The organism is Roseovarius atlanticus (assembly GCF_001441615.1).
GTDB classification, from domain to species: domain Bacteria; phylum Pseudomonadota; class Alphaproteobacteria; order Rhodobacterales; family Rhodobacteraceae; genus Roseovarius; species Roseovarius atlanticus.
In genome coordinates, this window is the sequence record NZ_LAXJ01000024.1 from 45,608 (window position 1) to 57,501 (window position 11,894).

Genomic DNA, 11,894 nt, shown 5'->3' on the forward strand with positions numbered 1-11,894 from the left:
GGCTTAGGCAGCCATCTTCAGCTTGCGGAACGCATCAGGGCGAACCACACCAGCGCCGACGCGGCGGCGGGCGTGATAGCGCATCAGGCCGTTGGCGCGCTGCGTGTAGGGGTCTGCCAGGACCGCCAGGGACAGGCGGTCATAGATCCGATAGCCACGCTTGAAGTCACCGAAGATGATCGGCTCAGCTTCAGCGCCGATATCCGGCATGTCTACGGCTTCGACCACCGGGCGGCCGAGGATGGTTTCGGGCTGGCCTGCCTGGTAGGACGGCTGCCACAGGTAGTTGCCGTGGCCGTCTTTCAGGGTGCGAATTGCAGCCAGGGTCTGGCCGTTCATCACCCAGGCACCGGCGTTCCGGTAGGTGGCAGGCAGCCCATACATGAGCGCGATCAGCTCATCAGGTGCGATTTCCGCACCGCTTGCCGCGTCGGTCGCGCCGATGTTCGCATCGACCATGAACCCGGCAGGCTCAAGCGCGGTGTTGCCGCTCACGAACGAGACGTTCTCTTTCTGGCCGAAGTCTTCAGCCAGAGCGAGGTTCACTTCGCTCAGGACGTTGGCGCTGTCTTCGGCAAGCTGAAGTGACATATCCACGAAGGTCGCGATTTCCTTCACGGCGATCTCTGCCTGGCCGAAGCTCGGCTCACTGCCGGTCCGTGCGTCGGTTTCACCAACCCATGCGGCGTTGGTAATGCCGGTGCGCTTCGGCAGGATGATGTTTGCCGCGCCGGTCGTGCGCACGTCAGCAATGCCACGGATGGGGCTGTATTCCACCAAGTTGCGGATGAACTCGCCGCTCACGTCTTCCGGTGCCAGGATATGGTTCGCGGTGTCACTGGCCGTGGTCAGCGATTTCTTCTCGCCCGTGGACAGGTAATGCGTGAAGGCTTTGACCTCTTCTGCGCCCATGACAGGGTTTGCAGGGCCGGTGATCTGGGGACGGTTGCCTTTGGCTTCCAGCCGGTCGAGCCGGTCCTTGATTTCGTTGAATGCCTTGGCGTCGATCTGCGGCACCTGGGGCGTGTCATTGGCCGGGGTTGCGGCCTTCTGCTCGTGTTCGATTTCCTCGTTTTCCACTGCGGGGTTCTCCTTGAGGGCTGTGGGGATCGTGGTTGCATCCGATTTGATGGAAGTGATCTGTGCGCCGGGATGCGCAGGAACGGCGACAACAGAAATTTCGTGAAGCTCGGCGGCTGTGATCGTGCGGCCTTTGGCGTTGCGTTGCGCCTTCTTCGTGACGAAACCGATAGACAGGCCAGAGACGGCTTTGGTGCGGATCATGGCGCGCACCTCGCGCGCCCGCTCCACGTCTTCGACCAGCAAGCGGCCTTTGACGGTGAGGCCCTGGTCGGTCTCTTCGATCTGCTCCCAAACGCCGATCACCTGGCCCTGGTCATGGGCAAAGAGCATCGGCAGCGAACCAGGCGCAGTAAGCGCACCCTTCTCGATCACGTCGCCTACCCGGTCAGGGCTGCCGAACGGCCAGGCTACCCCGGTGATCTCGCCTTCATCCGTAACGGCCAGAGCTGCCTTGATCTCTACGCGCTCAGTCATGCCGCGTCCTCACTCTGAGGTTCGGCTTCGACGGCACCACCCCAACGCGCGTCCAGGATATTCAGCGCCAGCGGATACAGGTCATCAATCGCCTGGTTCCGGGCGTAGGTATCGACAAGCTGCGCTGCCCTCTCCGGGGCGGTGCCGCCACCGATCAGACCCAAGCGGATCACCTCGATCAGATCGGCAAGATTGAACTGCATGTTGACCGCGCGCAGGTAGAACGCGCCGATCCCAAGCTCGGCCAGGCGCTCAAGCTCTGCGATCATGCTGTCAGTCAGGGCGAAGGTGTATTCACCGTCACCGAAGAACGCCTTGTGCTTCATGCGGCAGGATCCTTGTCTGTGGATGTGTAGGGGTTGGAAAGCTCATTGCCGCCAGGAAGGGGCGGAAGGTTCTGGGCGGCGCGCACCTCGTTCGCGGTCATCACGCCCATGCTGCGATATTGGCCGTAGGCCGTGGCACGGGCTGCGGTGTCGGTGCGCAGCAGATCGTCGGTGACGGCTTCGAAGTATGCGGCCTTGCGTTCTTCTGGGGTCAGCAGGCAGCGCGCGTAGGCCCAGGCCCAATCGGTCAGCCACGGCTTCAGCGTGATCTGCATGAACTGGCGCGCCATCTCTTCGGTGTTTGACCAGGTGCCGCGCGACAGCTCGAAGAGCATGGTAGGCGGCACCCGGAAGACGCGCGCAATCTCGCGGATCTGCTCAAGCCGGTTTTCGGCAAACTGAGTGTCGGCCAGGGTCATGCTCAGGGGCGTGTAGTCCATCCCTTCATCAAGAATGGCGGTGCCGCCTGCCTTGCTGCCGCCATGCGTGGCGAACCAGCTAGAGGCCACTTTCTTCTTCGCTTCAACGTCCATCACCTTCTGCGCCTTGATGACGCCAGAGGGACGGCCACCATTGGCAAAGATACCGCCGATATGGCTTTCGAAGCTCAGCGCCAGCGCGATAGCCTCGCGGCCCATCACGATAGGTGAGACGCCACCGATTGCTTCGATGCGCAGCACGTCGCGGAAGGACAGCTGCACCTGCCCTGCATTGGTCGTGACGCGGTAGAAGGGTTCGCCGTCCGGTTCCAGGTCACGCTGGACCTTGCCAGGTTCCATGCGGTGCAGCTCGTAGGGCGTGCCGTCATTCGTGCGGATCACCTGGGCGTGGCCTGCCCCGTGCTGAAGCGCATCAAGAGTCAGGTCACGACGCAGTTCTGCCGCGCTGGTCCATTCGTTCGCTTCATCATGGACCAGACGATAGGCCGGGTGGTTCGTCAGCGCGGCCTTGCTGGCGCGATCATGAAGTTTGACCGGCAATGAGCCGATGGTTTCCGAGATAAGCCCAACGGCACAAGCCACGGCAGGAACGCGCATCGCTATGCCTGGGCCGATGGAGACGCCGGACGTGGTAGGCAGCACCCCGAACAAGGTCAGGGCGTCGGGGTCCGCCAGGGTGAGCGCTTTTTCTTCGGCGCTGAAACCGAGGGCTTTCTTGAGCTTGTCGAAGGGCATGGGGTCCGCTGCAAAGTGCTGAGTTGTGGCAAAAATACCACACCCCTCGGCGCGACGAAAGTAAAAAGTTATACTGTAACAATTTGACCGAAAATCCGACACTGGATTGAAAGCAGAATTCGCAGCGCCTAGTATCTGCTAAACGATGCAACCGAGGAGAGGCAGCTATGGGCGCTACCAAAAGGCTTATTGCCGAACAGAAGACTTGTCCGCACTGCGGCGCAGATATGAGCCCCAATTCGGATGGTGACTTGGAGTGTGACGCCTATCAGGATTGCGAAGCACATTTTGAGGCTGTGCATTCCGAGAGCGACTAGGCTGACAAGAGCGCCGAACAGACTCGGAGCTGGTAGTCTGGCAGTTTGTTTGTAGCGTCAATCTTCGCCGGACCTCGACATTGACACCATGACCGCCGGAGACCTCAATTGGCAACGCAGCTCAAATTCACACTGGATTGGAACTGCGTTATCGAGGTTGAAGAATGTAGGGCCGATGCGCCGACGATAATAGAGTTGGTGGATCATCATCGTGCTGGTGCCGCAGAAGTCGCTCTTTTGGCTGCGTCCGCTTCAGAAAACGCGAAGTCAAAGCGATTTCCCGGAAACAGCCGCCTGTTCCAAGATAGAATTTCTCTGCTTGGATGGAGTGATCTACCTCTAGTTCCAATGCCAGCCATCATAGGGCTGAGCTACATCGACTTCTGTTACATTGTTGGAGATGGTGACGACTTTGAGCGCAAAATGGATGCTCTTTGGCAGGTAATTGCGCCGAATGTTAATAGACATGCAGTTAGCTATCTAAAGGAAGGTGAAAAGCTCACAGACGATGCAATCCAATCCGTAGAATTATCGCGGTGGCGAAACACCTGGTGCGATGTCGTATCCGCCTATTCGCATATCGCTGCAGGCAGAGATGTATTCGTCACTAAGAACACAAAAGACTTCCAGAGAAACGCCCACAAGCTTGCGCGTCTAGGAATGGAGAAAATTTGCAAGCCGAAGGAAGCGCTTGCACTGCTTAGCTGAGTGCTACGAGAATTCATCGCTAAGACTGGATAGCACCTGCCACTCGGCACAACTCAAATTTGCTATACATTTTGCTATACAAAATGCGATACGTGAAGAATGTTTTTAGATTATAATTCAATACCTTACATAAATTCATTCGAATGATCGTCGGACTGAGCCTCCGCCAATTGATCTCCTGCGGACGAGACCTGCATCCCGCCATGTTCGATGACCGGATGCGGGGCCGCTTTGCCCATGCTATCAGGCAGCTGATTATACCCTCAGAAGATAAAGTCGTTCGCATCCAGATCGTCGAGATTGACGCCAACCAACGTGATAGAGTTACCGCCACCGGTGTCGATTTCAACATCAGCCCCCACCTGCGAGGCAGCGCCCGAGGTGCTCGACATCAGGTTCAGATCCGCCAGCGAGTTGATTGTCGACAAGCCGCTTAGATCAATTTTTTCAAAATCATTCATCGCGTCGAAATCGCCAACGACGTCCGAGCCGTGACCATCCTCGAATACGAACGTGTCAGCGTTGAAATCACCGAAAATCGTATCGTTGCCAGCGCCCGCGTTGATCGTGTCAAAGCCCGAGTTGCCGCCGATCCGGTCATCACCACCGCCCGCATTGATCACGTCATTGCCCTGCTGGCCAAAGATGAATGTAGCCGCGTCTCCACCGTCGATCGTGTCGTTACCGGTGCCTCCGAAAAAGCCACCCAACCCATCGAAGTCCTGTAGCAGATCGTCGCCATCGCCGCCAAACAGCCGGTCGAAGCCGTTGCCGCCGATCAACGTGTCATTGCCTGCGTCACCATAGAGGTTGTCGGCCTGATTGCCGCCTCGGATTAGGTCGTTGCCGTCGCCGCCGATCAGCAAATCAAAGCCGACGCCGCCATCGATCGTGTCATTCCCGGCGCCGCCTTCGACCCCGTCCACCGAAGGGCCAAAGTTGAATCCCGCGTCGATGCTGTCATCGCCGTCACCGCCATATATCCGGTCCGCGCCCGAGCCGCCAAGCAGCGTATCGTCACCGCCATCGCCATAGATCTGGTCGGCGCCGTCGCCCCCATCGGCAAAGTCATTGTCATCCCCACCGCGCAGCAGGTCGGCTTGTTCACCGCCCGAGAGGGTATCATTGCCGGCCCCGCCTTCCAGCGTGTCAAAGTTCGAACCGCCGATAAGGCTGTCATCCCCCAGTCCGCCGATCAGGCTGTCGCGTCCGCCAAGGCCATCGATCGTGTCGTTGCCGCCAAGCCCGTCAATCGTGTCGCCCGCACCGGTGCCGGTCAGTGTGTCTGCAAATTCGGTGGGCATCGTGCCTACAAGTGCGGCGAGCTGCGCATAGCTGAGCGTGCCATCGGTGAACTCAACGTCCTCGACCGAGGCGTCGATCAAGTCAGTGCCATCGGCGCTGAACACGACGAGGCCGGTCCCGCTCGCGCTGCCACGCACCGTGATTGCGGTTTGGGCCGCATTTATCACCGCAATGTCACTGCCGCCGCCTCCCACGATCGTGTCATCGCCCAGCCCGCCGGTCAGCGCATCGTTGCCAAGCCCGCCGTCAAGGTGGTTGGACGCCGAATTTCCGATCAGCGTATCGTTGAAGGATCCGGCCTGGGCATTCTCGATCACGGCATTGCGACCGATCACCAGTTCGGTGACCCCCGACAAGGTGGAAAACGCGCCTTGCCTCAGATCAATATGCGCGGGACCGTTCAAATGCCGGATCATATCGGTGCCGCCGGCATCCCAGATCACGTGAAATCGGTTTTCGCCACGCGCGGTATAGACGTCATCTCCAGTGGCATAGGAGTCATTCGCGCCCCACCATTCTTGCAGGGCCGCGATATCGAACAGCATCAGTTCGCGGCTTTCCTGATTGCCGACCGCATTGCTGGAATAGGACATGATCGAGTATTGATCACTGTCCAACGCTTCGGGCAGGAAGGGACCGTTCGGGTTGTTGCCGCCGATGTCATAATCGCCCGGATGTCGCAGCCCCAGGCTATGCCCGATTTCGTGCAGGATAAGGTCGAATTCGCGGTCTTGCGACAGGTCGCGCGCCGAATTGAAGATCACGGCCCCGTCCCATTGATCCCCCGAATACTGCCAGCGCCCACGCCCGCCATAGACCGCCGCGACATCTGTGTTCAGATCGCCGGCCTGAAAGAACGCGATATCCGCATCGCCACCCGAGGCGATCTCTACGAACTCGACATTGATGACCCGTTCGAATTCTTCAAGCGCACGCCGAACCGCGGCTTCCTCCGCGGCTGTATAAGCCGAGAATCCGCCTCCCACATTGCTCCACGGGAAATCGGCGGTCGGGGCGGTTTCAAAGCTATACGTCAGTTGGATCGGGCCAGTCGCAGGCGTGAAGGGCCACGTCGAGTACGAAAAATCGTTGGCCTGCAACACTGTCTCGAGATAGGCGTCGAATTCGGCGTCGGTAAAGCCGTCGGTCAGATCAGCAGAGGGCTGCGCGTTATTTGCGGCCGGTGCGGGCTGCCCTGCGTCATCGAGGCCAAGACCCTCATAATCACAGCTGTTTGCATAGGGTCGAAACTCGGCACAAATCTGGCACATGGAAAATCCCCAATATTCAATTTGGATTCACGAGAAGGGTCGCTCTGTCACGTTACGAGGCCCATGCTTTTGGTGCAATTCTTTAAAGGGGTCTGGCAAAACGTGTCTCGGACGTGCCACACAACGCGCTTGGACGCACGGTCCATGGGGTTGGTCACGGAAACCCGGTGCAGGCTACGTCCAGCGGCGGCATGTTTAGACGTCGACCGCGGAAAGCAAACGCCGTTTCAAGCCGTCATGCGTCGGGCATGTGCTTTTTGATGAACCGGCCCGAAAAAGACCGCAGAGACCGGCCGAGGCAGCCTACTCCGCCGTATCGTCAAGCTTTGCGGGCTTCAGCCCGGAATAATAGGCCGCGAGCGCCGCGATTTCCTCGTCCGTGAGGTCTTTCGAGGCCTTGAACATCAACTCCGCCGCCCGGCCTCCGCCGCGGTTGCCTTCGCGCCACAGCGTCAATTGCTGCGCGAGATAGGGCGCGTGCTGTCCGGCCAGCGACGGAAAGGCCGGATTGATCGGCGCGCTCCACGGCCCGTGACAGGCCCGGCACGCCGGCACGCTTTGCGAGCCGCCTTCGGCAAAGGCCAGCGCCCGACCTTCCGCGGCCAGCTCCGCCGGCGCCATCGCCGTGCCCTCGGGCGAGACGTCCGCAAAACTCCGCGCCAGCCGCTCGACCGACGCCTTGGGAAGCTGGCTCATCACCTCGTACATGATCCCGCTGTCGCGCGTGCCGTCGCGATAGGCGGCAAGGCTTTGCGCGATATACGTCTCCGACAGGATATCCAGCCGCGGCACCTGCGCGTTCTGGCTGACACCGTCCGGTCCGTGGCACACCGCACAGCCTCCCTCGGCATCGTCCGTCATCGCCTGCCATGTCTCCGGCGTCATTCCCTTCTGCGCTCGCAGGAAAGCGACCAGCGGCCAGACATCGTCTTTCCGCTCCGCAGGCCAGGCAGGCATCCCGCTCATCTTGATGCCATTATGGATGATCCAGTGCATCTCGGGCGCGCTCCAGTGGTCGGCCACCAGCGCAAGCGAGGGCGGTTCGGGCAGCATCTGCTGCACCGTGGCGCTGCGCGGCACGCCCGGCGCGCCGTGACAGTCCATGCAGGCGGATTTGTAATGTCCGGCCCCCAGCGCCACCATGTCGGGCGTATCCAGATTGTCCGGCACCGCGCTATCTGGCGGCGCGCGAAAGCCTACCGAGCTTTCGAAGGTGGTGTGCATCGCCCAGGTCACGCCGGGCCAATGCCCCTGCCGCGCCGAGACGTTGAACAGGCCCACACCGATGATCAGAACCGCCACCACAAGGCCCAGCACGGCGGCGATGCCCGCCATGGTGATCACCGTCCTGCCGTGCAGCTCCCGCACCCACCTCATGCCGTCTCCTCCCGTATCACGCGCGCGGCCAGCACCAAGGCCCCCACAAGGTAGACCGGCGTGCCGATCGCCAGCATCAGGATACCGCCCAGCTGCTGGCCCGAAAGGTCCGGCGCCCGGCCACAGATCTCGGCGTAAAGATCACCGGGGGCCAGAACCAGCAGCGCGCCCAGTAAAGTCATGTGCATCGACGTCAGGAACAGCCCCCCTGCCCCCACCAGCGGCTGGCGCGCATGAAGCGCCCCGGACCACACGGCCAGCCCGGCGGCCAGGAACGCCAGCTGCTCCAGCACCCGCCCGCCAAGGCTCAGCTGCGCGAACCCGTGCAACTGAGGCAGGTGCCACGCCCAGACGATGGCGAACTCGACGACCGCCGCCAGCATCACCGGCACCGCGAACCGCCGGGCCAGGCCCGGCCACGCCAGCATCATCAAGGGCGCCACGCCCGCCACCAGCCCCATATGCCTCAGCATATGCGCCGGAAACGGCCCCGCCCATGCCTCCCAAGGCGGCAGGTAAAGCCCGGCCAGCAGCGCCAACGCAGAGATCCCTGCCAGCCTCAAAGGCAGGTCTCTATGAAGAGCGCCGGCATCGCCACGAAGATCACCCCGATGGCCGACGCGATGCTCAGCAGGAACCCCGCGTGCCCAAGGAACTCGCGCCGGTCCTCGACTGTGGGCTTGTCATGCACGTAGTCCTGGTCATCCGGGTAATCCCACTGCACCCACGCCTTCCACGCGATGACACCGATCACCGCAAGCGCCGCCACGGTCAGCACCAGGATCGACAGCCGCGCCACCTCGGGCGTGCCGATCTTGCTGCATTCCACTGCCGTGATCGCGTAGATGATCGCGAAATGCAGCGTCCAGACCGTGGGTGCGGCGACCATGTGCCAGATGCTTTCGTGCCGGAACGGGGTTTCCTCGGTCATCCTATCCGCCTCACATCAGCCTCGGGGCCACGCCGACCAACAGCGTCGTGATCACCCCTGACAGGCACATGAAATGCCAGAACAGCGTCGTGTTGCGCAGATCGGCATCGTAACGTTGGGTCAGCTTGCCGAACACGCTGCCCGCCAGGCAATAGAGCAGCATGATCACCGCCAGCACGCAATGCGCCGAGGTCCAGACCGTCATCGCGTACATCACCGCCGGAAAGGCGTGGGTTTCGGGTTGAAGCCCCGGCATCACGATCGCCAGCCACATGCCCCCCAGCGCCGCGCAGGTCGCCATTACTGCACCGACGATGCACCAGCGTGCCACGCCCTGTCGCCCGCCCCGGTTCAACTCTCGCGCCGCCACCGTCGCGCCCCAGGCGACCACAAAGGCCAGCAAGGCCATCAGCGCCCAGGTCACGTCGGGCAACGCCGCGCCCTCGGGCGGGAAATCCGGCCGCGCCGTCCAGAAAAAGAACACACCGAAGACGAGGCTGGCAAAGGCCGTCGCATCCCCCAGCATGGTTATGAAGACGGCCCACCACCCCGGCGCCTTGGGCCCGGTCACATAGACCGGCAGGCGCAGGCCAAGCCCCGCGTCCCGCATCGGGTCTTTCGGCACCTGCGCGGTCGAGGTCCATAGCCAGTAGATCACGCAGGCCACGGCACACACGCCCGAAAACGCCGACAGCCAGTAAAACTTGAAAACCGGCAGGATGAACGCGCCGCCAGTGAACGCCGCCGCCCACAGCGTGATCCAGGCCGGCCCGGTGACCTGCACGACCGCCTGCGGCACCGCGTCCACCGCCGAGGTCACGATGGTCTCGCGCCGCCCCTCGGGCGCGTCGGGGATGTAGAACTTGCCCTTGTCGAACCGCTCCAGGAATTTCGGCTGCTCCCACAGCGGATAGCGCGAGGTGATGTAGGGCACCGAGCGCACGCCCCACGCCTCCTCCGGCACGTCATGCGACCATTCCAGCGTGCCACCGTTCCACGGGTTCCGCTCGGTCAGCGGTTGCTTGCCCTTGGGGCGCAACAGATCCCATGCGAAGACCAGGATGCCGGCGGCCACGATGAAGCTGCCCACGGTCGACACCATGTTCAGCACGTCCCACCCGGCAGCCTCGGGGTATGTGAAGACGCGCCGCGGCATCCCCTGCAAGCCTGTCAAATGCATCGGCAGGAAACAGATGTTGAAGCCCGAGAAGGTCAGCCAGAATGCCCATTTGCTCAGCCGGTCCGACATCTTCTTCTTGGTGAAGAACGGGTAGAAATAATAGATCCCCCCGATGATCGGAAAGACCATGCCGCCGAAAAGCGTGTAATGCAGGTGCGCCACGATGAAATAGGTGTCATGCACCTGCCAGTCGAAGGGCGCGATGGCCACCATCACCCCGGTCAGCCCGCCGGCGGTGAAAATCGCCAAGGCACCCGCGATCCACAGCATCGGTTGGCTCATAGTCACGCGGCCCACCATCAACGTGGCGACAAAGGCGAAGATCTGTACGCCCGTCGGGATCACCACCGCCTCGGACGCCGCCGAGAAAAAGCCCAGCGACAAAGACGGCAGCCCGGTGGTGAACATGTGGTGCACCCACAGACCGAAGCTCAGGAACCCCACACCGACCGCCGACAGCACGATCCAGGAATACCCCACCATCGGCCGCTGCGCCGCCGTCGGCACGATCATCGCGGCGATGGCGATGGATGGCAGGAAGACGATGTAGACCTCCGGGTGTCCGAAGATCCAGAAAAGGTGCTGCCACAACAGGGGGTCGCCGCCCCGGTCGGGGTCGAAAAAGGGCCAGTCCATCGAGCGTTGCAGCTCGAACAGGAAATCCCCCGCGATGAGCGGCGGAAAGGCGAAAAGGATCATCACGCCCACCACCAGCACGTACCACGCGTAAAGCGGCATCAGGTTGATGCGCATTCCCGGCGGACGGCACTTGATCGTGCCCACGATCAATTCCACCGCCGCGGCAATCGACGCGACCTCGATGAAGGACAGACCCAAAAGCCAGATGTCCGGCCCGATCCCCTCCTGCTCGGTCGCCAGCGGCGGGTACATGAACCAGCCCGAACTGGGCGCGACATTGAACAGGATCGAGCCCAGAACGAAAATTCCGCCGATCAGAAACGACCAGTAACCATAGGCCGACAGGCGCGGAAACGGCATGTCCCGCGCGCCCAGAAAGGCCGGCAGGATCAGGATCGACACCGCCTCGAACATCGGGACGGCAAAGAGGAACATCATCGCCGAGCCGTGCATGGTAAAGAACTGGTTGAAGCGGTCGGCACTCAGGAAATCGTTGTCCGGCACCGCCAGCTGGATCCGCATCAAAAGGGCCAGCACGCCCGCGCACAGCATGAAGAAAAAGGCGGTCAGCGAGTACCACACGCCCACCTCGGTATTGTTGACCGCCGACCAGTAGCGCCAGCCTTTCGGCGTCTCCCACGCTTTCCTAAGATCCGCCTCGCGCCTGGCCTTCACCTCCGGGTCGACGGGCACATCCAGCATCTCTTCGGTCGGGGGATAGGTGCCCTCGGGGCCTGCGTCGTAAACCTTGCCGCCATCGCCGCGCCGGGCGGTGCCTTGGGGGGTGTCTTTGGGGGTGTCGGTGTCGCTCATTCCAGTCCCCCAAGATAGGCCGCCATCGCAGACAATTCTTCATCCGACAGGTGGTCATAGCCCGGCATCTCGACCCCGGGCTTGAACTCTGCCGGGTCGCGCACCCAGTCGCGCAGCGCGTCCTCGGTCATCGGCAGGATGCCTGCCGCCAGCGATACGCGCGAGGCCAGATGCGTCAGGTCCGGGCCCACCTGCCCTTCGGCTTGGGTGCCGCGCACCGCATGACAGCCGCCACAGCCTTCGGACAGGAATAGCTCGGCGCCGCGCTGCGCCTCGGCGCTGGCGGGTGCCACCG

10 protein-coding genes are annotated in these 11,894 nt (G+C 61.8%); 1 reads left to right on the top strand and 9 read right to left on the bottom strand.

What is annotated here, in order from left to right; translation table 11 throughout:
- Positions 1-3: 3 nt before the first annotated feature.
- From XM53_RS18360 to XM53_RS18370, 3 genes are read right to left on the bottom strand one after another with little or no spacing between them, the layout of a single operon-like run.
- Positions 4-1,557 (bottom strand): phage major capsid protein, encoded by a 1,554-nt coding sequence (locus XM53_RS18360; protein WP_057795981.1) that lies wholly within the window; start codon positions 1,555-1,557, stop codon positions 4-6.
- On the bottom strand, positions 1,554-1,883 hold the full coding sequence (locus tag XM53_RS18365) for a gene transfer agent family protein (RefSeq protein WP_057795983.1): 330 nt from the start codon (positions 1,881-1,883) through the stop codon (positions 1,554-1,556). The genes XM53_RS18360 and XM53_RS18365 overlap by 4 nt, the downstream gene beginning before the upstream one ends.
- Positions 1,880-3,058: a phage portal protein gene (locus XM53_RS18370; protein WP_057795985.1), complete on the bottom strand. Its 1,179-nt coding sequence runs from the start codon at positions 3,056-3,058 to the stop codon at positions 1,880-1,882. Before XM53_RS18370 ends, XM53_RS18365 begins: the two co-directional genes overlap by 4 nt.
- A 425-nt stretch (positions 3,059-3,483) precedes the next feature.
- On the opposite strand from XM53_RS18370, the gene XM53_RS18375 reads away from it, so the two are divergent.
- Complete coding sequence (locus XM53_RS18375; RefSeq protein WP_057795988.1) at positions 3,484-4,083, top strand: hypothetical protein; 600 nt, start codon at positions 3,484-3,486, stop codon at positions 4,081-4,083.
- Positions 4,084-4,346: 263 nt separating this feature from the next.
- Here the strand turns inward: XM53_RS18375 and XM53_RS18380 are convergent, their stop codons facing one another.
- The 6 genes from XM53_RS18380 to XM53_RS18405 all read right to left on the bottom strand — a co-directional run.
- Complete coding sequence (locus XM53_RS18380; RefSeq protein ID WP_057795990.1) at positions 4,347-6,659, bottom strand: matrixin family metalloprotease; 2,313 nt, start codon at positions 6,657-6,659, stop codon at positions 4,347-4,349.
- Between the two features lie 303 nt (positions 6,660-6,962).
- Positions 6,963-8,036 carry a c-type cytochrome gene (locus XM53_RS18385; protein WP_057795992.1) on the bottom strand — a complete coding sequence of 358 codons (1,074 nt, stop codon included), beginning with the start codon at positions 8,034-8,036 and terminating at the stop codon, positions 6,963-6,965.
- Positions 8,033-8,575 (bottom strand): cytochrome c oxidase assembly protein, encoded by a 543-nt coding sequence (locus XM53_RS18390; RefSeq protein WP_408006092.1) that lies wholly within the window; start codon positions 8,573-8,575, stop codon positions 8,033-8,035. The genes XM53_RS18385 and XM53_RS18390 overlap by 4 nt, the downstream gene beginning before the upstream one ends.
- A 20-nt stretch (positions 8,576-8,595) precedes the next feature.
- Positions 8,596-8,967, bottom strand: coding sequence for a hypothetical protein (locus XM53_RS18395; protein WP_057795996.1), 372 nt, complete (start codon positions 8,965-8,967; stop codon positions 8,596-8,598).
- A gap of 10 nt (positions 8,968-8,977) precedes the next feature.
- On the bottom strand, positions 8,978-11,488 hold the full coding sequence (gene ctaD / locus XM53_RS18400; protein ID WP_236544558.1) for a cytochrome c oxidase subunit I: 2,511 nt from the start codon (positions 11,486-11,488) through the stop codon (positions 8,978-8,980).
- Positions 11,489-11,595: 107 nt separating this feature from the next.
- A partial coding sequence (locus tag XM53_RS18405) for a c-type cytochrome (RefSeq protein WP_144435608.1) occupies positions 11,596-11,894 on the bottom strand: 299 nt, incomplete at its 5' end.

What these genes read in the sequence shown, in the direction of transcription:
- ctaD (WP_236544558.1), bottom strand. Translation starts at nt 11,488, where the DNA reads ATGCTGGATGTGCCCGTCGACCCGGAGGTGAAGGCCAGGCGCGAGGCG.
- XM53_RS18365 (WP_057795983.1), bottom strand. Translation starts at nt 1,883, where the DNA reads ATGAAGCACAAGGCGTTCTTCGGTGACGGTGAATACACCTTCGCCCTG.
- XM53_RS18395 (WP_057795996.1), bottom strand. Translation starts at nt 8,967, where the DNA reads ATGACCGAGGAAACCCCGTTCCGGCACGAAAGCATCTGGCACATGGTC.
- XM53_RS18380 (WP_057795990.1), bottom strand. Translation starts at nt 6,659, where the DNA reads ATGTGCCAGATTTGTGCCGAGTTTCGACCCTATGCAAACAGCTGTGAT.
- XM53_RS18360 (WP_057795981.1), bottom strand. Translation starts at nt 1,557, where the DNA reads ATGACTGAGCGCGTAGAGATCAAGGCAGCTCTGGCCGTTACGGATGAA.
- XM53_RS18385 (WP_057795992.1), bottom strand. Translation starts at nt 8,036, where the DNA reads ATGAGGTGGGTGCGGGAGCTGCACGGCAGGACGGTGATCACCATGGCG.
- XM53_RS18370 (WP_057795985.1), bottom strand. Translation starts at nt 3,058, where the DNA reads ATGCCCTTCGACAAGCTCAAGAAAGCCCTCGGTTTCAGCGCCGAAGAA.